We start from the raw sequence: 22,024 nt of genomic DNA, 5'->3' as shown, positions 1-22,024 counted from the left end.
AGACGCTGTCATCGACGCGGCTCCATGCTTGCGCCCACCAAATCGCCGCCGAGTGCGCGCGGATCGGTCGCCGATACCGGCCCGTTGCCGAGCGCATCGAAGAAACCATCTTCCTCGCCCGCGCCGGTCAGGAACTGCTCGGGGCGGATGTCGCCGAGCATCAGCCGCACGGCCTGGTATGTGGTCTGCGCGAGATTGGGATAGGATTCGACACCCGACGCGATCACCATCCTTGCCGAGCTGTCGCGGCGGATCACCATCGTCGTCGGCGTGATCTCGACGCCGAAGCGCTGGCCGAGTTCGGGACGGCGCTCGAGATCCATCTGTGTGACCTGCCAGCCCGTCTCCTCGCGGAACCGTTCGAGGATCGGCCATTGCACCCGGCAATAGCCACAGGAATTCCGCGAGAACATGACGAGCGCGAACTGGCCTGCGTGGGCGCGGAGATACCGGCGGCGAACCGCTTCCTTCTCGGCACCCATCGCCGCGCGCGCGTCGCCGACGATCGGGTTGGCGGACTTGGCATTGAGTTCGGGGTTCTGGAGCAAGGCGATCTGAGTCACGCCTGCGAACGCACGTGCCTTGCGCCGCGCGAAGTCCTGCAGCCGCCAGAAGTCCGCGACCGCGTCGACGGTGAGCACGGTCGCGGCATAGTCGCGTTGCTGCTCGATCAGCTTGCGGATTTTGGGCGGCGTCCATGTCGCCAGTTCCGCCATCGGCGGTATCGCCGGCTTCATCAGCGCGTCGGGCTCGGCATCCGCATCTTCGACCGGCGGCGGTGCCTGATACCACCAATAGCCCTGCTTCGGTTCGCGGGTGGGTGAGGTCGGCTGCGCGGCGGCGGGGAAGGCCGTGATGAGCGCCGCGAGGAGGGCAGGGCGGATCACAGCAGCTTCTCCATGCGGGTGAGGCGCGCGATCGGCACCGGTCCGTAATAGCGGCTGTCGAACCCGCTCGGGTGCAGCGAGCCGACATAGATCAATCCCGGCGGGATCAGCCCGTGATCGGGCCGCCAATAGTCGAGCCGCTGGCCACCCCGGCCATAAGGCTTGGTCACGCCGAGCAGCACGCCGTCGCAATAATACCAGCCATCCATGGCATCGGGCTCCATCGAAGATGGCTTTTCGATCAGCGATATCCGTTCGCCCGGCATGCAGAGCGCGCGCTTGGTCACCTTGACGGGCTCGGAGCCGGCCAGCGGATGTGAGAGCATGAACAGGACGAGGTCGCCCTTGGCGATCGGCCCCGGCGCCGCGCGCACCGCCAAGGCGTCGATCGACGGTGACATGACGAGAATGGCTTGCGGGATCGCCCACCAGGTCAGCAGCGCGAGGGGCACGAGGAGCGCCGTCGCCTTCCAGAGCCGGTCGGGGCGTGCGGGTTCGCCGAGCCCCGGACTGCCGAGCGCAACGGCTGCGCGCCGCGGCAGTCCCTTCAAACCGATCGCCAGATGCTTACCGGCCTTCCAGGCGAGACTGAGCATCGCGCACCTCCTCTTTTCCGCCGAGGCGGGCAATTTCCTCGAGCAAGCCAGAAAGCGCGGCATCGCCATAGGCGACGTGCGCAGCGCGCGGGCTTTCGTCTTCGCGCTCGCAATAGGGGAGCACCGGATCGCCCGGGATCATGGCGAGCGCGGGCACGCGGGTGACGCCGTGCTGGCGAAAGACCAGCGGGTCGACGATCACCTGCACGTCGCGCATCACGCATGCCGGTCCCTCGCAGCCGGGATCGAGGCGGAGAATCTCGGCGGTGAGCTTCGCCATCGGCGCGACCTTGGCCATCCCGCCCGGCATGCCGCGGAACGCGAGGACACCGCGTGCCTTCTCGAGCTGCGCTGCATAGGTGCGCAGCGTTGACGTCGGCATCGACGAGGAGACGAACAGCACAGGCACCCAGCCTTTCGCCGCCGGCGCCGGACCGGCATCGGCGACGGCCTTGATCTCGGGCGCTTCGAGCCCGAGTGCCTGGCCGAGCCGCTTCGCCATCGCCTCGCGCTCTGCGGCGAAGCGGTCTTTGCCGGTCTCAAGCGCATCGCGGGCGCGGGCTTCCATCGCTGGCGACTTGGCACGGTCGCGCATCGCCTCGAAGGCGCGCCGGCGTTCGACCTCGCTCGGCTTCGGCAGGTCAGATGGGCCGTTTTGCTGTTGGGCTTTGCGGCGCGACACCGCGCCCTTCAGCCGGTCCATCGCCGCTTCGCCCTCGCGTTCTACCTTCTCGCGCGCCGACGGGTTGTCGTCGATGCCCGGCGATATTTGCGCTGCGGCAAGGCCGGCGATGCCGGCTACGTCGGCGAGCGCCACCGCGAGTACGGCGCGGCGCCTAGCGGCCGATGGCCTGCATATAGGCATCGATACGATCCTTCATGTCTGACTGGATGTCGGCCTGCGCGCGGGCCTGAACTTCCGAATAATATTCGGAGAGGTCCATTCGGCTGAAGTCGAGCGCTTGGAACTCTTCGGGCGTGAACCCGCGGCAGTTCGGCGTCTTCACCGGTCCCCAGCCATCCGCGAACGACTTCAGCTGCGGGCGGCCCTGTTCCTGGATGATGCGGCCGAGCTTGGTATTGAAGCAGCAATGGCTGCGCGACTTCTGGACGCAGATGCCGAGGATCTTCGACGAGCAATAGGAGCCGACCTCGACGCACATGCCCGAGCCGCGTAGCATGCCCGTCTCCATGTCCTGCTGGTCGCAGGAGGAGAGGAGGAACTCGATCATGACGTTGACCGCGAGGCTGATCGCGATCGAGGTCGGATCGATGCCGACAATGATCGCATTGGCGCCCGCGCTCGCCGCCTGGCTTGCCGTCGCGCCCGCCTGGAAGGCGGCATAGGCGGCTTGGGCTCCGGTGAACACGCCCTTGGCGATCGCGATCTTCGTCTGCGTCGACGCGATCGACGAGCCCATTCCGTCCTTGACGATCTTACCCTTGTCCTTGCAGCAGTTGGAAAAGGTTGTCTTGAGGCCCGCTGGGCGGCAGCGCAGCGCGCGGCCGCCGAATATCTCGATGTTCCCGAGACAATTGCCGTCGGTGTCGACTTCGCCGTCGGCGGGCGCGCCCGGATCGTCGACGACGGGTTCATCCTCGATCGGGTTTGCCGCGGTATCGATGCAGGCGTTCGGCGAGCAACTCGGCACGCCGCCGCTCGCCAGCGTCTCGCACGCATATTGCGAACCAAGCGGGCAGGACGACGCGCCGCCGGGCTCGGGCGCGCACGATGCCCGTTCGATCGGGCACTGCCAGCTACCACCTTGCATCCCGACGCAGCTAGCGGTCTCGCCCGCGTCGTCGGCGTCACCATTGCCATTGAGGTCGACCGCGCAAATCTGCTGCGCCTGCGCTGCCGACGCGTAAACGGCGAGCGCGAAGGCGACGATGCCGAACAGGATCAGCGCGAGGCGCGACGGCCAGAAGAGAAAGCGGCCCATCATCGCGCTGTCGCCGTGCAGGCGAGATCGGCGCCAGCGAGCCTAACCGTTTGCATCATGACCACCGCCTCGGGAAAGGTATCAAGGCAGCCGCAGGGCGTGACGATGGTCTCGCCGGGACCGGCGGGACAGACATTGCCCGGTGAGCAGGCGTGATAGAAGGTGTCGAAGCCGGTCGGGCTGGTCTGCTGCGCGCCGACGACGCCCGCAGGCGCCGCGTCGGTATTGGCTTTCGCAGAGCGCGTCTTGCAGACCGCCTCGCAAGCTGGAACCGAGCCGCGATCGGGAAGCGCGAAGGCGCGCGTAGACGCGGCGCTGCCGCCGTCGGCCGTCCGAACGCGGTCGGCGAGCAGCGTCTCGGTCGAACGATCGATGATATAGGCGCCGCGCGACAGGTCGGGTTCGGGCATCGCGCCGGTGTCGATCGCGCATTTATAGGTCCGCTGGCGCAGGAAAAAGTCGCGGGTAAGGGTAGCGGTGCAACTGCCCGTGCCGAACTGGCGCGACCGCGGGAGGGGGCGAAGGCCGGTGCCGACGCCGTTCAGAAACGTCTGGACGCCATCGACGCTCTCGCTGTCGAGGCGGCACTTTTGATTGGCGCCAATATCTGCGCACTGGTCGACGAGCCGGTCGCTCGGTTCGCATGCGTCCGAAACGCGAATCTCGACGTCGACCAGTCCCCATTCGGTCGTGAGAGGCGCACCGCCGCCGCCGCCGCGCACGCGTGCCGACACCGTCGTCGGCCCCGCCCGCAGGTCGGTGGTAAAATCATAGGAGGTGTAATTGCGCGCCGCGCCGCCATCGGTGCGGCAGTCGCCTGAAGGCAATCCTGTCGTCAGCCACGGACGCGGCCCCGCGGAGCCGACGACGCGGCCGTTGATGCGGCCCTGGACCCAGTCGTCGGCGCCCATCTCGACGATCCGCGCCGACAGGAGCTTCGCGGGGTCGCTGACTTCGAAGCGCGCGGTGAAGATCGGCGGCGCGCTACTGCAATTGCCATCTCCGATGATGCGAAAGCGTCGGCAGCCTTCGCCGCAGCCCTGAACCGAATAGATGACGCCCGTCGCGGAGACGATATCCTCATACGCGAGCGGCCGCAGTGTGACGTCGCGTTCGATCGTGCAGGCGCGGACCTGTTCGGCCTTGCCGATGCCGGCGGGCGATCCCTTGAGGCTCTGGAACAGCGAGCTTCCGGCTGCGGTCGCCGCGGCGTCGCCGAGGATCGAAGTCGGACGGCCGCGATAGGCTGTTTGCGGAAGGTCCGGCAAAGCCGTGCAGGCGGTTGATTGCGCTCCGACATACTGGATCAGCGGGCCGTTGATGCGCGCCTCGGCCACGCCGACGCGGGGATCGTGGCTCGTGAGTGCGCCGATCGCGCCGCCGCCGAGATCCTTGAGCACCGACGGCAGATTGTCCATCACGAGATTCGCGCCGCAGCTATTGTTGATGCAATAGCAGCCCGCGAGTTCGGCCATTTCGGCGGCGGCGAGCCCCAGGTCGCCCGAGACATCGACGTTCCAACGATGATAGTTGCACGCGTTCCAGCTTCCGGGCTGGCAAGCGATGACGCCGTTGGCGCAGATGCCCGAGACGGGCACGGGCAAGGTGGACACGCGGTCGAAGCTGCCGTCGAGATCGGTGTCGCGGGCGATGCGGACGGTGTTGATGTCGCCCGTGCCGTCAGGCTGGATCAGGATTTCGAGGAGGCTCGATGTTTTCTGGCAGGCGAGACTCGGCGTAAAGCTCTGGCTGCGATCGACCGTCGCGATCGGCTGTCCGCTGAGGCCGGGGGTGAGGTAATTCTCCTGGATCGCCTTGCTGGTCGAGGACTTCGCGCGAGAAGCTTCCGCGGCTGCGCGCGCGCGGTCCTCGACTGACTGCGCCAGTGTGCTGGCGGAAGCCATTGCCGCCATCGGCAGCAACAGGAGAGAAACCGAGCGCTTCACGAACGATCACCGTCCACAGTGCGCGATCCATGCGCGAGCCGAAACAGGTCTCCCGCCCGGAAGTCATCGGATCCGGGCGAGAGGTGCCGATAGACGGCCTGGCCGTCGAACACCGTGAGCACCGCTTTTACCCGAGGACACGGCGGGATCAGGGCCGGTCTCGCTTGTGGCGATGGCAATTTACCCGTATCGTCTGCAGGTGGAGCGGCGCCCGAGAGGGGGCAGGGCGCCGCTCCCGCCTCGCGCGCCTGCCGGCAGCCACCGGGGCTGTGGCGGGCAGACCGGGCCGATTCCGGGCTGCGCACGAGACGATCGGGGAGTGCCGGGTCAGGGCGTCGAAATGCCGGCACAGCAGATCGCTTTCTCGAAGAGCATGAACTGGGCGTTGTCCTTGCCCGGCGCGTGTTTGCCGGAGGTCCAGAGCGCGCCGGGACGGCCGATGTTGACGCACTTGCCGCCCTTCACCGGCTCCATGAGCTGGAGTTTGTATCGGCTCTTGGTCCAGATCGGCTGCGGCTTGAACGAGCAGCCGTCCGCCGAATGGATGGTCAGCGCGCCGAGCCGGCCCATCATGAACGTGCCGCGCGCTGCCAGCCCCGCCCAGGCTTCGACGCGGTCGCCCATGTGAATGTCGCCGGCGACAGGATAGGTGCTTCCCCAACTGCCCATGCACCAGAAGAGCGGGTCGATGACCTTGCCCGCTGCCGCCGCGGCGCTGTCGGACATGCAGGCAAGGCCGGCCGCGGGATTGCCGAACAGGATGCCTTCGGGCTGGATGATCGCTCCCAGCGTCCCCGACTGCCAGGTCGGCATCACCTCGGTCATCAGCGCGACGTCGAAACCGTCATCCTCGAGGCACGGAAGATCGCTGAACATGTCGAGCATCTTCCAGACCGGCGCGACATAATAGTGCATCTGCGCGAACAACTTCGTCGTGTTCGTGCCGTCCGAAATCGACGACTGGCTGCCCTGGAGCTTGCCGCCGGTCGCCATGATGTCCGTGCCGAGCGCCATCATGCAGCCGGGTTCGGTCACCACGTCGATCATCCGGTTCGGAGTCCAGAAACTGACCTTGACACCGAACCAGAAGGTTGCACCTTTGCGGCACGCACACAGCGGTTTCGACGCCGATTGTGCGTCGAGCGCCTTGTCGAGCTTGTCGTAGCTGCCGGCGCGCACGCCGCCGATGGTGATGGGGAAGATGCAGTTCCAACGCACCTTGGTGATCGGGTTGAAGATCGTGTCGCTCGGACATTTGGATGCTTGCGCTGGAGCGGGGATGAAAGCGAGAACTGCGCCGAGCCCGACGGGTACCGCCCAGCGAAAGGACCGGCGCGTCTTCTTCGGCTCGACTTGGCGCCTGGCGCCGCTGCTCCCCGATGCGGAAGTCGCGCGCAAGTGTCGGCAAGCTGGCATGACTTCTCCGTTCCGCCAGGTAGGGCGCTGAAAAGGTTGGATGAGGCTTCGGCGCTCTGTATGGGCGATTGGCCTGCCCGAAGCGGAGATGGACCCGCCGACATGCTCGTCGCAACCAGATGGGAAAGGATATGCCGCGGATGGGCACATCGTTGCCGCTATCAGCGGTGCGGGGCCGGCTTCCGTGACGCTGAGGTTGGATTTGCCGATCAGATGTCTGCTCGCGGTCCCGTCGCGTCCTTGCGGACCAGACCATGGCGAAGGGAAGGCACCAAAGCTCGCTTCTTGCGAAGCGAGTTCCTCCAGGCATCAACGAAGTCGACGATCGGGCCAAATGGGACCCTGCGGAATCTTGCGAACTTCATCGAAGTAAAAAAAGACGCCCGTCCAGCCGAAGCCAGGCGGGCGTCAAGATGAAGAACTCTGTCTTCGTTTCCGAGTAGAGCTCCCCTGGGTCGCGGCGTCCGAATAGGCGGATGACCGGATTTGCGATTGGATGAAGGCGCCAAAAAAGAGCTGGCGAAATTACGGCGTGCTCGCCGAGCGTAGGATTTGGCTCGCGGGAGCCGGGCCTTTTCGTTCAAGCGCGAACTCGCTGACCTCGAGCTTTTGTCCGACCTGCGCGACTATGACCGGCGCAACGCGAAGATCGAGCCGCTCCTTCACGCGCTCTTCGAGAATGAACAGCGGGCGCGCAACCTTCTCTCCGAGTGCGATCGGGTCGGTCACCTCCGGGCCGCCCCCGGCGAGCAATATCCAGTCGCTCGCCCGCGCGTGGCCAAGCGCCCAGTTCAGGTCGCGCGAATGAACCACGATCAGGCGCTGCGGCATCGACACATAGGTGAGGGGGTTGAAGGTGTAGCCTTTGGGATAGAGCAGTTTGCCGTCGTCCAACCGGACCTCAAAATCGAGCGTGTGGAACGGCACGACGCTTCGTTTCCTGTTCGCGCGCGCAACGCCGAGTGCGGCTGACTGCATTGCGCTCCACTTCTCACGCGGACCGAAACGACCCGCGATGCTTTTCGGCTGCTGCGCAACGCGCGCCTCGATTTCAGAAAGGGCATCGGGTTCAGCGATCGCCCAGGTGCGCCCGACCGCCGCGGTCTGTCCACGCGCCGTGGCGGCGATGACGAATGCCCCAAACACGAGCATCAACGAGGTGCCAAACTGCCAGGCGGCCACTCGAATGCTACCGCGATCATGTTCCACGACGATATCTCCTCCATCTTTCTCGCGGATCGGAGCTGCCAACACCGATGATCGCACCGACAAGTGAAACCAACGAGAGAAGGCTCAGCACGACGATGAGCGATCGCGGCGAGTTCGCGATTGGGCCGGGCGCGGCGAAGAGGATGAGGGCTTGCGCCTGGCCGAGCATCAGGCCACCGACGGCCAACCTGACCGCGATGGGCGAAGGAGCGTGGGAGAGGAGGCCGTTCATCGTGTCCGCCGATGACCGCGCCACCGGAGCATCAGACCGCTCGTCACGGACGAGAGCCAGATCAGGAGCAGCCCGCTTGCGAAGCAAGCGATTCCGACCGTCACCGACGCCTGCGTAAACAGCGACGTCGGCTGGTCAACCAGCAGTCCGGCGATGAGAACGAGGCCAGCCATCATGACGGATTCGATCATGACGAGCCGGAACCGCCAACCCAGTGCCTGCCGCTCGGCCACTGCCGCAACGGCCGCGTCGAACAGCGCCCGATCGGCGGGCAACATGGCGTCGAGCTGCATCGCTAGCTCGTCGGGATGGAGCGAAGGCCGCTTCATGCCGCTGGCTCCGATGCTCGCGGCAAGTCGCGGCGATCGCCCAATATCTCGCGGGGATCGACGTCGGCGAGCTCGCACACAGCCTCGAGCGGCGATCGCCCGGCCCGGATCAGTGCTTCGAACGCCGCGACTTCGCCGGGCGCGCTGGTGTTGATCCAGTAGCTGAAGGGATCGACGACAAGCCGCGCGACCCCGAGCCCGAGCGGAGAGTCGATGAAGACCTCGCTATAGTTCGGCTTGTTGTTGCGGACCGATTTCAGGAGGTCGAGGACGAACCCGGAATAGTCAAGAATTTTGCTCTCGACAGCACGATCATAGGTGGAGCCTTGCAGGAGGAACCGCGTCGCCGCATTCTCGAGGATGACTTGGCCTGTGCCGCCGAACAGCGTGAGGTCGTTCATAGACTGGAGGACGATGCCGAAGCTGCCCTGATATTTGCGGGCACGGCGGTAGCCTTGTGCGAAGGCTTCAGCCAGCCGCGACAGATCCTGACCATCGCTTTTCGTCATGAACTGCGCTGCTTCGTCACAAAGCACGAAGCGGGGCCGGTCGCGCGCCGAGAGGTAGAGCTCCTGCGTCACCGCATTTACCACCACCATGACGATGACGTTGAACAGGTCAGGCATGGCTTTCAGCCGCTCGAGCTCGAGGACGACGAACTCGTCGGCGGAGATGTCGAAGGTCGACGGCCCGTTGAAGAAGTGCCCGTAAGCGCCATCCGAGCCGAAATCCCTGAGATTGAACGCGAGCTCGCGCGCGACCGGCTTCAGATGCTCGACACGGTCGAGATCGGCTGCGGCAAATTGCGGATAGGCACCGAGCCAGGCGCGGACCCAGTCGATGCCTTCATCGGCATAGCCCCCATCGATCGTCCACTGGACGGCCGACTTGATGAGATTCCATTCTGAGGTCGAAACGCCTTTGCGCGTCGCCGCGTTCGCCATCTCGGCAACGATCGCGACCGCCATCGCGATCGCCGAATGCTTGTCCTCGCCGTCGAGCGCGAGCCCGAGGTCGAACGGGTTCAGAACCAGCCGTTCCTCGCCGACGTCGATATAACGACCCGAGCAGAGGGTGCAGAGCTTGCGGTAGGAACCGCCAATGTCGATGATGCGGATGAGGGCGTTCTGGGCATAATATTGCCGGCAGAGATCGTTGAGGAGGAAACTCTTGCCCGCGCCGCTTTCGGCCGCGACCACAAAATTATAATTGTTGATGCGCGGATCGAAGAGGTCGAGTGTGACGAGCTGACCCTTGCGGCCCACATAGAGCAGGGCAGGGCGGCCGCCTCCGCGAAAGTCGGTCTGGATCGGCACCATCAGCGCTGCCGCCTTCACCGGCATCCGGAAATCGCGCTCGAGCATCTTGATCGTTCGGCGCTCGGGATAAAGGCCGAACGGCAGGCTCGCGGTCAGCAAGATCGGATTGAGGTAGGATTCTTCCTGCACCATCCAGGGCAGCGGTTCACTTTCCCAGAGGCGCTTGGCGCGCGCGGCCATCTCGCGGGCGTGATGGGAATCGCGGCCGAACACCCAGACGGTCGGCATGACCGAGACGAAACGGCTGTTGCCGGCCTCGTCGAGCACCCAGCCGATTTCCTCGATCTGTTTGCCGACCTCGACCGCAAAGCTGCCCGCCGCTTTCTGCGCCGACAATATCTGGGCGCGCTTGTGAATTTCGAACTGCGAATGGTCGAAGAGGATGTTGAGGCAATAGAGGAAGGGGCCGCCAATCTGGTCGCTGTCCTCGGCGCTCCCGCGCATCCCGCCCATCAGCCGGTTCATGCGTTCCGCGGTAACCCGCCTCGCCGGCGCTTTCGGCGTCAGGCAGCGTGCGACCTGGCCCCCGAGGAACACTTCGGGTCCGTCGAAAGCGAGATCGGGTCCGGCATCGACGATCTGCTTGCGGATCGGCGGGGCGGGGTGCCCGGCTGCACCGCTGGCGAATACGCCAGGAGCGTCCTCGAAGACGCCGTTGAAGATACGGCGATAGAAGGAGATCATTTCGTGCGGCTCGACGCGGCGAATGCCGAGCTTGGCAAGCTGCTCTTCGATCTGGCGGCGCAGGTCGCTGTGCATGGGGGCGCGCGTTTTGACAGCGAGGAAGGTCCGGAAATCACGCACCGGAATGCCGTGGAGCGCGCCAAGCCCGTCCCGGCCTTCGTTCAGATAAGCGTGCGTCCGGCGCGCCGATGCCTGGATCAGCGGATCTGGCCGGGTCTTGAGGTCGAGATAGGCGTCGAGCGCTGGCGCAATCAGCGGGTCGGCGAAGCTGATAAGCTGGACGACGCTGTTCTCGGGAAACTGGACGTTGAACAGGCCGAGCAGCGCCTGGTGAACATGCGCGAACATATAGGCGGCAGGGGTCAACTCCCAAGCATAGCCCCAGCCATCATCGATGCAGAGAAAGGCTTCCTCTTCCTCGACCCAGGCGACGAGCGGGAGGAAATCCGAATAGCGGTCGCGCGCAACGGCGCGGTGCAGGTCGGAGAAGGTAAGACCACCGCCGGTTCCGGGCGCCTTCATGGCCGCGGCTCCGCGCGCGCGGGCACAACCGGCGGCGTCAGTTCGCTTCCGGGCACCTCGCGGATCTGCTCGAGCACCGGCACGCGCGCCGCGGCTGAGACCAGCGGCACGAGATAGCCGCCGACGACCCAGGAGGGGGTCTCGAGCACCGAATAGACGAAGCGCGACATGTAGAGCCGGTCGGGCCGGTTCCGATCGGCATAGGGCAGGATCAGTGTTCGCACCGCCTGCGCCGGCCGCAGCATCGGCGTCTCGGGCGCCTCGATCAGCCCCTGAAGCTCCCGGTAGACGCTGTCGCGGTAATCACCATAGGCATCAGCATCGCTGCGTCCTCGGCGCGCGGTGCCGCGCTGGTTCGCCTTGAGCAATATCTTGTCGCGTGTCACCGCCGGGTCCGAACGCGAAGCCCGGCCCTCCGCCGCATCCTCATAGGCTTTCTCGGGATGGATGCACTGGCCGTGATCGTCGTTCTTGCAGCTGAACTTTTCGCTGTACGGCGACATCGCTGAGCCGAGCGTTGCGCACCCTGAGAGTGGCAAGACGCCGGCAAGCAAGAGTGCGGCTGAGCAGAGGCGCGCGCGGCGCCGGTTTGACATATCGGTCATCGATATTCCTCCGAGGATGGGCGGGGGCATCAGAACTTGCTCCCGGCGGTCGGCTTGATCTCGAGCGTGACGCCTTCCTGGATGACGACGACGACGTCCTTGGCGGCGCCCACTTCGACGATAGGTCCCGCCTGCCGCGCGAGATCGAGATAGAAGTCGGTGAGCTTGTCGGACGACTTCGAGAGGCCGCCGGCGATCCCCACCTTGGCGGCGTCGCCGACATCGAGCGTCCGCACCGAACCCAAGGCCGATGTCGACACGTCACCGACCGTGTTCTCGACCGTCTGGCTGATCCCGCTGATCGTGCCGGCGATGAAGGCGCGCGCGAGACTCGCGCCGGCGCGCGTTACCACCTTGCCCGACAGCCCCTTCTTGCCGTCGGTGTCGACGAAGAAACCCTTGATCGGCTGGTCGACCACCGAGCGTTCGTCGAAATCGACGCAGGACAGCGACACGAGCTGGACCTCGACCCGCTCCTTGGCGAGGCTGCCCGTTGCATTGCCGATGACGAAGCAGCCCGAGAGATTGGCCTTGACGTCATTCGGCAGCACGGCGGGCGCCTGGACGCGCGCAATCAGCGGTTCGGGGTTCGAGGTAGCATCGCGGCTCGCGAGCGCGTCGATCCCGGTCAGCAGCCGCGCTTTCATGAAACCAGGCGGCAAATAGATCGTCCGGGTCTTTTTTTTAGCGCCAGACTGTGCATTCTTGCCGTCGGCTGCGGCGCTTGTCCCGAGAGCGGTCACCGCGGTGCCGATCCCGCCGACGGCCTTTTCAACCGGGGGCGCAGGAGGAGCAGGGGGCGCCGCCGGTGGTGAAGGAGGTGGCGGGATCTCGCCTGTCGCGATTTCGGCATCGCCGGGCGCGGGTGGATAATCTGGTATCGCGCCCGGCAGAGCCGGGGGAAGCCCGGGGTCGCCGTCGGGAGGTGCGCCTGGCTTGCTGCCGGGCACGACCTTGCCCTCCTCGATCGCGGTGACGCGGTCGCCGAGCAAGGTCTGGCCATCGAGGATCTTCTTCAGGTCGCCTCGCAGCTTGGTCTCGAGGCTGTCGCCGCGCAGACCGGCGCCCATGTCGAGCTTGGTCGCCGCTGGCGCCTCGGGCGCCTTCTCATCTCCGCCTGTACTCGCCGTGTAGAGACCGGTTCCGAGCATCGCGACGACGCCCGCGACACCCAACTGCTTGGCGCGCAGCTTCTGTTTCGAACTCAGCGTCGCCCAGCGGTCCTTGAATGCGAGAAGAGCGGGGCCGCGAGTGGCCTCGGGCGGAAGCGGTTTGCCGACCTCGCCGAGATCGAGCGGCTCTTGTTCGGGCGTGTCGTTCATTCGCCGTCTTCCCGGCGGATCACGATCAGCCGCGCGTCTTCGCCCGCCTTGAGGCTCAGTCGGTCGAGCGTGACCGCGAAGATGTCGGTGCCGAGGGCGCGGTCTAAGAACTGCCGTTCCTCGAGAACGGCGTCGCTATCGCTGGCGAGACGATACTCGGAGACGGAAAGGCCGGAGCCTTCAATCGCGAGACGGCGCCGCTCGACCAGCTGCGCCGAAGGGATGGCGGCAATCGTGATCGTCCCCGACCGCGGCGCTATCTCGGTGAAGCTCGCCGGCACGCGGTCCTGAAGCATTGCCAGCGTGACCGACACCGCCCGCTCTTCTTCGACGAGCGGACCAAGCAGTTCCTCGTTCGCCCGCGCGAGCTGCGGCCGTCCGGGCGTAAGCGTGACCGTTTGCGCGGGAATCTCCGCGGGTTCGGCATAGAGCGGATAGATGGCGCCGTTGCAGTTGATGAAGAACTCCGAGGGCGTCGTCACATAGCTGCGCGTTACCATTCCCATGTCGTCGACCTCCTTGACGAGGAACTTGACCCATGCGTCGGAGCCCGCCCGCTCGACCGCGATCGCCTTTTCGGCCGAGAATTTCACATCCTCGATCTCGCCGCCGACGCAGACGATATGATTGACGTCGCGGTTTGAGAGGCGGATCGTGCTCATCTGGTCGGGAAGGACGGTGATGGCTTGCGCCGATGCGGGCGCGGGCAACAGCAGCGCGGCAACGGGCAGCGCCGCCGCGAGCCTAGCGAGGCTGGACATCGAATTTCTCCTCGGTGAGCGCGACGAGCCAGAAGCGGCCATTTTCGACGGCGTAGCGAATGCGAAGATCGCCGCGGAACTTGCGGATGACGCCGCCGATCACGCGAACCTTCTCGATTGGCACCAGGATGTCGCGGTCGGTCCACTGCACGGGCTGGTCGGGGCGGATGTAGGTCGCGATTGACAGCGTCGGATTGTTCGCGAGATCGTCCAATATGCTGTTCAGGCTGTCGCGCATGCTGTTGTACGCCGATGGGTGGACGATCGAGAGCAGTTCCTGGAACTGCCGGTCGGCCGAGTAGGCCGAATAGGTCCCGGCGAGCGCGACGATATTGCGCGTCATCGTGCGGATATAGGCGGCCGATGGCTTCGAGCCGGTCACATAGAGATCGCCGCCCGAACCGAACGGCACGACCACCGTGCGCTCTTTCTGGTCCGAGCTGTAAATCACCGCGCCAAGCACCGCGGTAATGCCGAACAGCCCGACGATCGCGAACTTGAGCAGCCGGTTCTCTTCGAAGAGGTTCGATGAGCCCTGAATGTAACGATGGATCCCGAAGCTGGCGGGTTTACCGAGCAGCGGGTCGACCGGCGCGCTTCGGGGTTTGCGATGACGCGAGAACATCTGCGGCCTCACTCGTAAAATCGGGTTTGGGTCGGACCCGGATAATGGCGAAAGTGAAGCATCCCCCAGCGCCATGCGAGATGGGCGAGGAAACCGCGCGGCTGCGCGCGCTTCCATGGCAGGAAAAGGAGAAGGGCCGCGATGAACGCCCAACCGACCAGTCCGCCGACGATGACGGCGACGAAGATGGTGGTGACCACCAACACGAACTCGTCCGATCCGAACCACAGGATCTGAACCGGCTTGTGCAGATATTGGGGCAAGCGTTCGTCCATCGACCCTTCTCCTCCTGCTACGGTCCTCACCAGCGAAGCAAATCGAAAGCGAGGACGAGGGTCCGGGAGCACTTCCTCCCGGTGACCGGAACGTGGGCGAGCGTGGAACCCGAATGCTTGCCCACGTTCCGATGCCGTCAGATCACCATGCCGAAGGTCTGAAGGATGCTGTCCGCCTTGATGAGGCAGACGGCAGCGACGATCGTCGGGATGCCGATCATGATATTGCTGAACAGTCGCGACACGCCGAACAGGAAGGCGGCGACACCCCCGACGAAGCCGAGCGGGCCTTTGACACCCTGGTTCACGACAATGTCGTAGATGTCGTAGCCGAGATCCCCCGCCACGGGCGCGGTAAAGGCGTGGACGCTTGCCGCGAGGAGCGACAGAAGCAGGACCGGTACGCCGACATCGGCGGCCGAAAGTACGGTTCTGGTAAGTTTTTTGACCATGGATGATTGCTTTCTTGGGCATTGGGCCGCCCTGAACTCTGCCTGCCGGCATCGATGGTGATCGTTGTCGGCCGACGGCGGTGCTGGACGGCCCGAAGGGGCGTCGCCGCCGGCATTCCGGTGCGTTGGGACCGAGAGCGATGATGCTCTCTGCGTCCGAGCAGCCGCCATGAAGAGATGGAATTCAGCGAGAAACACGGTTGGTCTTCGCCGAGGATAGGAATGCCTCGATCTCGGCCTGCTGAAATCCTGAGATGAGCTTGCCCCCCACGATCAAGGTCGGCGTCCCGCTGACGCCAGCGGCGCTGACCACTTTGGCGTGAGCTTCGACCTTTCCGCGGCCTTCAGCGCAGGTTCGCAGCGCTGTCGGGGCGGCACCCGAATAGATGGCTTTAAAGGCTACCGCCTTATCGACTGAGCACAGGATGTGCTCGGACTTTGCCGCGGCTTCCGGATGGATGCCGCTCACGAAGAATATGAGACGCCGGACCGGTTTTCCCTCGGCGGCCTTCGCTGCCCAATATCGATTAAGCGCGCGACAATAGGGGCAGTCGGGATCGGTAAATTCGATCACCGTCGGCGCATCCTTGGGGCCGATTTCAAGCGCCTGTGAGGAGTCTATCGATTTCAGACGGTTGGAGATGCCGGCTTCCTGCGCGAGGGCTGTCAGATTGACGCCGTTCTTGTCGAAGATCGACGCGAACAAGAGATGCTCGCTCTCGGGCGCATAATAGACGATCCGGCCGCCAGCACTCGCTTGATAGATCGCGCCTTTCACCGGCGCCGGTTCGAAATCATCGAACTGGAGATTTGTGAAGGTTTGCTTGAGTTGCTGCTCCGCCTCCGCTGCGGCTTTTGCCAGCAACACCTTCTCCGTCTTCTCTTGTGCACTAACGACCGGCGAGGCGAGAAGTGCGGCCGCCGCCAGTAAGACGGCAGGTTTCTTGAAGGGGCCGTTCGCCGATAATGACGATAACCGGAATCGAGGCGCAGCACGATCGTTCGCGGAATCGCATGACATGAGTCCTCCCTGGCGCGACGGCGCCCGTTCGATGTGGGTTGCGTGAACGTCCGATGAGGCAGCCAGTGATAAGTCAGCCGGTCGGAACGGAGGGATAGATGGACGCGCTGTGAGCCAGCGGCAATCGTGAGGGCAGGCGCGTTCCCCAAGGCGGCACGATTGTGCCGCAGCCGAGCATCGTGATTCCAACTTTCATATTGGAATCAATGAATTGAAGGGAATTGCGTCAGGCGCGACACAGACTGAAATCGTTGAAGATGAACGAAGCTAATAGACTGAAAGCATCTCTACTTGCTGTGTCGCTCAGCGATAGCCAGCCTCGCATGGAGCGCTAGCGCACCACATACTATTCGGACGGAAGCTCATGTCGGACACCAGGACATGCGAGAAGGGCGGCGTCGCTTCGCTGGATCAGCTCAAGGAGTTCTCTGGGCGGCGCATCGAAAGCGAGCGTCTTCGCCGTCGCTTGAGTCAGGAGCATCTTGCCCGCAGAGTTGGATTGAGCGTTCGTTGGCTACGAGAGATCGAGAGCGGTAACCCGGCCGTGGCGCTCGATGACCATTTACGTTGCGCAGCGGCGCTCCGTCTCGCGCCCGCGTTCGTCCTTCTTCCCTTGTTGGACCCTGACTACAGCCAAGCTTCGTCGATCGATCCAGCGCCATTCGAATGGGCCGACATCGAATATCTGATCTGGACTCATATCGGCAGACGAGCAGGATGGGCTGCACACCGCGGCGAATTTGAACGCGCCCAGGAACCTCTGCGCGCCGAGGTTCGAGTCCCTGCTGAAAATCAGTCAAGAACAGCACAATCTTTACCTGCTACTCAGGATAGGAGCTAAAATTGCTACTTCTGAAAATTTGTCAAGTGAACCAGGGACAAGGATTTGCGTACCCGAGTTGCATTGCGATCAGAACGACGAAGTTTGGGGCAAACCGACATCCCAGGATCGTCCAGAACTTGCCAAGATACTCGATGGCTTCTGAGCTGCTACCCGTTTCTGGACCGCCCTGCTGGCAGCCTTCCAGCGTGCTGACATCAGGGCGGGCCATGTGCCGCTGATGCCAACATGAGCGATATCGGTGATTTGTTCTCGATCGCGCTGTGCGGTCGTACCTCGTTGTAGTCCCTACGCCAAGCCTCGCATTTTCGCACCGCGTCATCCAGGCTCATGAACCAGTGGGCGTTAAGGCATTCCTTGCCGTTGAAGCTCTCGATGAACGCGTTGTCGGTGGGCTTGCCAGGCCGCGAGAAGTCGAGCGTCACGCCCTTCATGTAGGCCCACAGATCGAGCTCGCGGGAGATAAAATTCGCTGCCATTGTCAGCCCTGATCGAGGCGGGATAACCCACTTGCGCGCAGCCCCGTTCCAGCACCTCGAACACATCCGGTGTCCGGTGCAGGCGCGATTGCCGCTCGACGACGTGTTCATCGCGCTGAAGGACGTGATCCCACACCTGACACGCTCGTCGCTGCACCGTTGCCTGCAACGCCACGGGATCAGTCGGTTGCCCAAAGCCGATCGGGAGAAGCCGAAGAAGTTCAAGAAATATGAGATTGGCTACTTCCACGTCGATATCGCGGAACTGCGCTATGAAGGCGGAAGAGGCTTCCTCTATGTCGAAGTGGACCGCACCTCGAAGCTGGTGTTCGCCCGCATCTATCGCCGGGCGACCAAGCTTGCCGCGGCAGCCTTCCTGCGCGTGCTTATCAAGACGGTGCCATACAGGATCCGTAAGCGCTAATTTACCCCCACATTTTCGAATGTTCTGAGATCGTTATGTTGCGCGCCTTCTGTATCGGGAGCGTAACTAGCGATGGGCGATGTAACGACGTTCGAAAGTAGCTTCGAAAGCAACGGGAACGGTCGTGCTCGCCCGATGGAGGTGATCCCGGCGGGTCGCGAGCGTCGGCAGTGGACGCCGGAAGCGAAGGCCCGGATCATCGCCGAGAGTATGGCGCCGCGGGCGAACGTCGCGGATATCGCGCGCCGGAACGATATCCTGCCGCAGCAGCTCTACGCCTGGCGCCGGGAAGCGCGCGAACGGATGGAATCGGACGACGCGCCGGCCTTCGTTCCGGCGATGGTCGAGGAGCCGAAGGCGCAGGGCAGCGGCGCCGAGATCCGCATCAACATCAAGGGCATGACGATCCGCATTCCCGACGGCGTGACGGCCGACCATATCGAGCGGGTGCTGCTGGCTGTGCAGGTGTCGACATGATCATCCCGCCGGGACCGCTCAAGGTGCTGGCGGCGGTGAAGCCGGTCGACTTCCGCAAGGGAATGGTGGGCCTGGCGTCGCTCGTGCAGCACGAGCTGAACCGCGACCCCTTCTCCGGAATCATGTTCGTGTTCCGCTGCAAGCGCGCCGATCGGATCAAGCTGCTGCTATGGGACGGGACCGGCCTGGTGCTGGTGACGAAGCGGCTCGAGACGGGCACGTTCCGCTGGCCGCGCTTCGGCGACGGGGTGATGAGCCTTACCGCGGCGCAGGCTTCGGCGCTGATCGAAGGGCTCGACTGGGCGCGTGTTCATGCCCCGCGTGTGGCGCGTCCGGTCATGGCGTTATAGGCCGTGAAAATGACTCGTCTTGCCGCACAAAACGGGCAGAAAACCGCGAAATAATGTATCCATCCGCACCATGAGCGAGGGGGTGGAAGAGCTGCCCGACGACGTCGAGGCACTAAAGGCGATGATCATCGCCGAACGGCTCCGCTCCGCCCGGCTCCAGCACCTTCTTGATGTCCTCAATCGCATGCACTTCGGCAAGCGGTCGGAGAAGATCGACAGCGGCCAGCTCGCGCTGGCGCTCGAAGATCGCGACGTATCGATGGCCGAAGCTGAACTGCTGGTCGAACAGGGCGAGGAAGCCACCGGCATCGCGCCGCCGCGGCGCAAGCGTGCGGCGGACGAACCCGCGCCTCGCTGCCGGCGCATCTTCCGCGTCACGAGATCGAGATCGCGCCGGAGGCCGGCTGCTGCGCGGGCTGCGGCGGTGCGCTGCACCGGATCGGCGAGGATCGGTCCGAACGACTCGACATCATCCCCGCCCAATATCGCGTCATCGTGACGGTGCGGCCGAGGATGGTGTGCCGATCGTGCGGCGATAGCGTCGCGCAGGCGAAGGCTCCCGCGCATGTGGTGCCGGGCGGCCTGCCGAGGGAAGCGCTGCTCGCCGATATCCTCGTCAAGAAATACGCTGATCACCTTCCGCTCTACCGGCAGGCGCAGATGTTGGCGCGCCAGGGCGTGACGATCGATCGCGCGACGCTCGCGGGCTGGGTCGGCCGCGCGGCGGGCTATCTGAAGCCGATCGTCGACCGGCAGAAGGCGGAGCTTCTGAAGAGCGATCGCCTGTTCGTCGACGAGACCACCGCGAAGGTGCTGGCGCCGAGCAGCGGCAAGACGAAGACGGGCTACCTGTGGGCGATGGTCCGCGACGACCGCCCGCATGGCGGGGTCGATCCACCCGCGATCGTTTACAGCTACATGCCGGGCCGGGGCGGCATGTGGGCGGCGAAGCTCCTCGGCGAGTATCACGGCATCCTGCAGGTCGATGGCTATGAAGCCTATGGCTAGTTTGGCAAGGCGGGCCGTCCCGGCGGACCCTCGGTGCTGGCCTATTGCTGGGCGCATGTTCGCCGCGGCTTCTTCGACGCCGGCGGCAAGGGCGATGGCGCGCCGATCGCCACCGAAGCGCTGCACCGGATCGGGCTGCTCTACAACATCGAGCGCGAGATCCACGGTCGCACGCCCGAGGAGCGCCTTGCCGTCCGCTAGGCGCGGGCCAGCCCGATCGTCGACGAGCTGCATGACTGGCTCGACGCCAAGCGCCGGCGCATGTTCAGCGGCTCGCCGACCCTCAAGGCGATCAACTATGCACTGAGCCACTGGGCCGGGCTCGTCCGGTTCCTCGACGATGGCCGGATCGACATCGACAACAACCCGGTGGAGCGGTCGATGCGGCCGATCGCACTCCAACGGAAAAATGCGTTGTTCGCGGGCCACGAACTGGGCGCCGAGAACTGGGCGGCGATCGCGTCGCTGATCGAGACCTGCAAGCTGGGTGCGATCAACCCCGCCGCCTACCTGGCCGACGTCCTTGCCCGCATCGTCACCCGCGGCGACGGCGAGCCCATCGATGACCTGCTACCTGGGAACTGGGTCGATACAAAGGCCGCCGAAATGACGTTCGAAACGAGTGCCACCGCCAACGCCGCCTGAGCAAAGCACGATCGAAATTAGATACAACGAAATTAGGCGCCAGCTTCTAATCGAAGCCCGCGCCCGTCCGCCCCGCGTGGGGGAAAATTATCGCTTACCAGGATCCACACCATCCTGACAGATAACGTCCTATGTTAGGAAGGCGTAGCGGAAAAAGGCCAGCAGATCTCGTTGCGCCGAGGGTGATCGGCGCTGGTGATTTTATGATCCAGATGGCTTCCATCGTCAAGGAAAGCACTCTCGGCCATAGCAAACACAGGATCCATCGATTGTCGAGGTCGTGGTCCTCACCGTCCTTAAGATGAGATGCGCATGCCAGATGGAAGGCCCAAACATTATCTACAGGGTCGCGCCAAGAGATCTTGGCACGCCCTCACGGCACAGCAGAGAGGGGTCCTTCCATCTGGTGTCCGCCCGTTCAACGAACGGACGGTACTCGGTTCCCGTCTTGATGACGGCGTGCACGACGCGGGCCATCTTGGCGGTGAGAGCGGTCATCGCCTTGCGGCGTCGATCAGGATCGTCGGCATGCCCGGCAACATAGCGCCCGAGCTTGTCGCGGAAGCTGTTGTTGGGCTGCCGGATCGCAACCTGGGTCGCCATCCAGAAGGTGCGTCGCAATCGGGCGCTGCCGTACTTCGACAGCTTGGTTCGTCCGCGGAACAGGCCTGACTGTCGGGTGGCGAGATCGAGGCCGCAGAACTTTAGAAACTGGCGATGGTGGCCGAAACGGCGCAGGTCGCCGGCTTCCGCCAGGATCGTCAGGGCATTGATCGGGCCGATCCCCGGGATCATGCGCAGGAGTTGATAGTCGCGGTTCGCGGCCAGCGCATCATGGGCGATCCGCTCGATCTCGTTGCGCTGCCGAATAAGGGTGCGTGCCTGAGCGATGACCATGCGGAACATTTTGACGGCGGTGGAATCTTCGTCGATCGGCAGCGCCATCGACGCGCAGGCCGTCTCGTAAATGTCGTTGACCACCCGGGCCTTGGAAACCTTGCGACCGATCAGCGGCCAGACCTGTTCGGTGAAATCCTCGCGCCCGATCGAGGCGATGCTGCCCGGAGTCGGAAAGCGCTCGATCATTGCCAGGAACCAATCTGATCGGCTGTTCCCCGCGAAGCGCTCGATCTCCGGAAAATACAGCGGCAGATAATGCGTCAGAATCCGGTACCATGTCTGGGTCTTCGCCTTGGAAATGGCTTCGTGTGTCTTCGACATCTCCTGCAGATCGTTGATGCCCGCGGCCAGCGGATCGACATAGCGCTGGGTCGCGCCGATCCGCAGCATATGCAGGATCTCCTGCGCGTCCTTGGAATCATTCTTGTCCCAGCCATTGTGCAGGGCTTCTCGGGTCCGGGCCAAAGCAACCGAGGAAATCAGGCGCAGCTCGAAGCCGGCGGTCAGTAATCGATGCGCCAGCGTGCGGTGATAGTTGCCGGTCGCTTCGAATCCGACGATGACGGGCCGGCCGATTGCGGTCAGCTCGTCCGCGAGCCGGTCATAGTCCGCCTTCGTCGCCATCACGGTCATACGGCGACGGCGGCCGCCTTCCGGTCGCTCAAGGAGAATCTCCTGGCGGTGCTTCGCCATATCGATCGCTACCAGCACGGCATCGGGTGGAGTAGAATTACGCTTGGTCATGATCGGTCAGCC

General features: G+C 64.2%; 20 protein-coding genes and 4 pseudogenes. 5 read left to right on the top strand and 19 right to left on the bottom strand.

Annotation, left to right across the window (positions count from 1 at the left end; genetic code table 11):
- Positions 1–8: 8 nt before the first annotated feature.
- From SKP52_RS13605 to SKP52_RS13530, 17 genes are all read right to left on the bottom strand, one after another.
- Positions 9–887 (bottom strand): conjugal transfer protein TraF, encoded by an 879-nt coding sequence (locus tag SKP52_RS13605; RefSeq protein WP_039575499.1) that lies wholly within the window; start codon positions 885–887, stop codon positions 9–11.
- Positions 884–1,483 carry a S26 family signal peptidase gene (locus SKP52_RS13600; RefSeq protein ID WP_039575497.1) on the bottom strand — a complete coding sequence of 200 codons (600 nt, stop codon included), beginning with the start codon at positions 1,481–1,483 and terminating at the stop codon, positions 884–886. The genes SKP52_RS13605 and SKP52_RS13600 overlap by 4 nt, the downstream gene beginning before the upstream one ends.
- Complete coding sequence (locus SKP52_RS13595) at positions 1,455–2,348, bottom strand: type-F conjugative transfer system pilin assembly protein TrbC (protein WP_039575495.1); 894 nt, start codon at positions 2,346–2,348, stop codon at positions 1,455–1,457. Before SKP52_RS13595 ends, SKP52_RS13600 begins: the two co-directional genes overlap by 29 nt.
- A complete protein-coding gene (traN, locus tag SKP52_RS13590; protein WP_039575491.1) occupies positions 2,320–3,429 on the bottom strand; it encodes a conjugal transfer protein TraN in 1,110 nt (369 codons plus the stop codon). Before traN ends, SKP52_RS13595 begins: the two co-directional genes overlap by 29 nt.
- Positions 3,426–5,372 carry a hypothetical protein gene (locus tag SKP52_RS13585; RefSeq protein WP_321164053.1) on the bottom strand — a complete coding sequence of 649 codons (1,947 nt, stop codon included), beginning with the start codon at positions 5,370–5,372 and terminating at the stop codon, positions 3,426–3,428. Before SKP52_RS13585 ends, traN begins: the two co-directional genes overlap by 4 nt.
- A 327-nt stretch (positions 5,373–5,699) precedes the next feature.
- On the bottom strand, positions 5,700–6,653 hold the full coding sequence (locus tag SKP52_RS13580) for a TraU family protein (protein ID WP_039581037.1): 954 nt from the start codon (positions 6,651–6,653) through the stop codon (positions 5,700–5,702).
- A 660-nt stretch (positions 6,654–7,313) separates the two neighbouring features.
- Positions 7,314–7,940, bottom strand: a complete 627-nt coding sequence (locus SKP52_RS13575; RefSeq protein WP_039581035.1) for a conjugal transfer protein TraW — start codon at positions 7,938–7,940, stop codon at positions 7,314–7,316.
- A 46-nt stretch (positions 7,941–7,986) separates the two neighbouring features.
- Complete coding sequence (locus SKP52_RS26135) at positions 7,987–8,229, bottom strand: hypothetical protein (RefSeq protein ID WP_054724994.1); 243 nt, start codon at positions 8,227–8,229, stop codon at positions 7,987–7,989.
- Complete coding sequence (locus SKP52_RS13570; protein WP_039575486.1) at positions 8,226–8,558, bottom strand: hypothetical protein; 333 nt, start codon at positions 8,556–8,558, stop codon at positions 8,226–8,228. Before SKP52_RS13570 ends, SKP52_RS26135 begins: the two co-directional genes overlap by 4 nt.
- Complete coding sequence (locus SKP52_RS13565) at positions 8,555–11,083, bottom strand: TraC family protein (protein WP_039575485.1); 2,529 nt, start codon at positions 11,081–11,083, stop codon at positions 8,555–8,557. Before SKP52_RS13565 ends, SKP52_RS13570 begins: the two co-directional genes overlap by 4 nt.
- Complete coding sequence (locus SKP52_RS13560) at positions 11,080–11,688, bottom strand: TraV family lipoprotein (protein WP_039575484.1); 609 nt, start codon at positions 11,686–11,688, stop codon at positions 11,080–11,082. The genes SKP52_RS13565 and SKP52_RS13560 overlap by 4 nt, the downstream gene beginning before the upstream one ends.
- Positions 11,689–11,717: 29 nt before the next feature.
- Positions 11,718–13,010: a TraB/VirB10 family protein gene (locus SKP52_RS13555; protein ID WP_039575483.1), complete on the bottom strand. Its 1,293-nt coding sequence runs from the start codon at positions 13,008–13,010 to the stop codon at positions 11,718–11,720.
- Positions 13,007–13,771 carry a type-F conjugative transfer system secretin TraK gene (locus SKP52_RS13550; RefSeq protein ID WP_039575481.1) on the bottom strand — a complete coding sequence of 255 codons (765 nt, stop codon included), beginning with the start codon at positions 13,769–13,771 and terminating at the stop codon, positions 13,007–13,009. Before SKP52_RS13550 ends, SKP52_RS13555 begins: the two co-directional genes overlap by 4 nt.
- Complete coding sequence (locus SKP52_RS13545) at positions 13,755–14,396, bottom strand: TraE/TraK family type IV conjugative transfer system protein (protein ID WP_039575480.1); 642 nt, start codon at positions 14,394–14,396, stop codon at positions 13,755–13,757. The genes SKP52_RS13550 and SKP52_RS13545 overlap by 17 nt, the downstream gene beginning before the upstream one ends.
- 8 nt (positions 14,397–14,404) lie before the next feature.
- Positions 14,405–14,671, bottom strand: coding sequence for a type IV conjugative transfer system protein TraL (locus SKP52_RS13540; protein WP_039575478.1), 267 nt, complete (start codon positions 14,669–14,671; stop codon positions 14,405–14,407).
- 137 nt (positions 14,672–14,808) lie between these two features.
- A complete protein-coding gene (locus tag SKP52_RS13535) occupies positions 14,809–15,123 on the bottom strand; it encodes a hypothetical protein (RefSeq protein ID WP_039575476.1) in 315 nt (104 codons plus the stop codon).
- Between the two features lie 184 nt (positions 15,124–15,307).
- Positions 15,308–16,144, bottom strand: coding sequence for a DsbC family protein (locus SKP52_RS13530; RefSeq protein ID WP_081997359.1), 837 nt, complete (start codon positions 16,142–16,144; stop codon positions 15,308–15,310).
- A gap of 364 nt (positions 16,145–16,508) precedes the next feature.
- On the opposite strand from SKP52_RS13530, the gene SKP52_RS25455 reads away from it, so the two are divergent.
- Positions 16,509–16,985 carry a helix-turn-helix domain-containing protein gene (locus tag SKP52_RS25455; protein ID WP_081997358.1) on the top strand — a complete coding sequence of 159 codons (477 nt, stop codon included), beginning with the start codon at positions 16,509–16,511 and terminating at the stop codon, positions 16,983–16,985.
- Between the two features lie 197 nt (positions 16,986–17,182).
- Here the strand turns inward: SKP52_RS25455 and SKP52_RS13525 are convergent.
- Positions 17,183–17,531: pseudogene (locus tag SKP52_RS13525) on the bottom strand (integrase core domain-containing protein); the annotation flags it as partial.
- Between the two features lie 6 nt (positions 17,532–17,537).
- Here SKP52_RS13525 and SKP52_RS13520 point away from each other — a divergent pair.
- The 4 genes and pseudogenes from SKP52_RS13520 to tnpC form a co-directional block, all read left to right on the top strand.
- Positions 17,538–17,876, top strand: a pseudogene (locus SKP52_RS13520) (IS481 family transposase); the annotation flags it as partial.
- Positions 17,877–18,023: 147 nt separating this feature from the next.
- Positions 18,024–18,365, top strand: a complete 342-nt coding sequence (tnpA, locus tag SKP52_RS13515; RefSeq protein WP_039581028.1) for an IS66-like element accessory protein TnpA — start codon at positions 18,024–18,026, stop codon at positions 18,363–18,365.
- Complete coding sequence (tnpB, locus tag SKP52_RS13510) at positions 18,362–18,715, top strand: IS66 family insertion sequence element accessory protein TnpB (protein ID WP_039575474.1); 354 nt, start codon at positions 18,362–18,364, stop codon at positions 18,713–18,715. The genes tnpA and tnpB overlap by 4 nt, the downstream gene beginning before the upstream one ends.
- Positions 18,716–18,785: 70 nt before the next feature.
- Positions 18,786–20,368: pseudogene (tnpC, locus tag SKP52_RS13505) on the top strand (IS66 family transposase).
- Positions 20,369–20,703: 335 nt separating this feature from the next.
- Here the strand turns inward: tnpC and SKP52_RS13500 are convergent.
- Positions 20,704–22,012: pseudogene (locus tag SKP52_RS13500) on the bottom strand (IS110 family RNA-guided transposase).
- Between the last annotated feature and the right edge of the window lie 12 nt (positions 22,013–22,024).

Origin of the sequence: Sphingopyxis fribergensis, from assembly GCF_000803645.1 — a bacterium.
Taxonomy (GTDB): Bacteria; Pseudomonadota; Alphaproteobacteria; order Sphingomonadales; family Sphingomonadaceae; genus Sphingopyxis; species Sphingopyxis fribergensis.
Note: the sequence above shows the minus strand (reverse complement) of the source record. Positions and strands in the feature narration are given on the sequence as shown.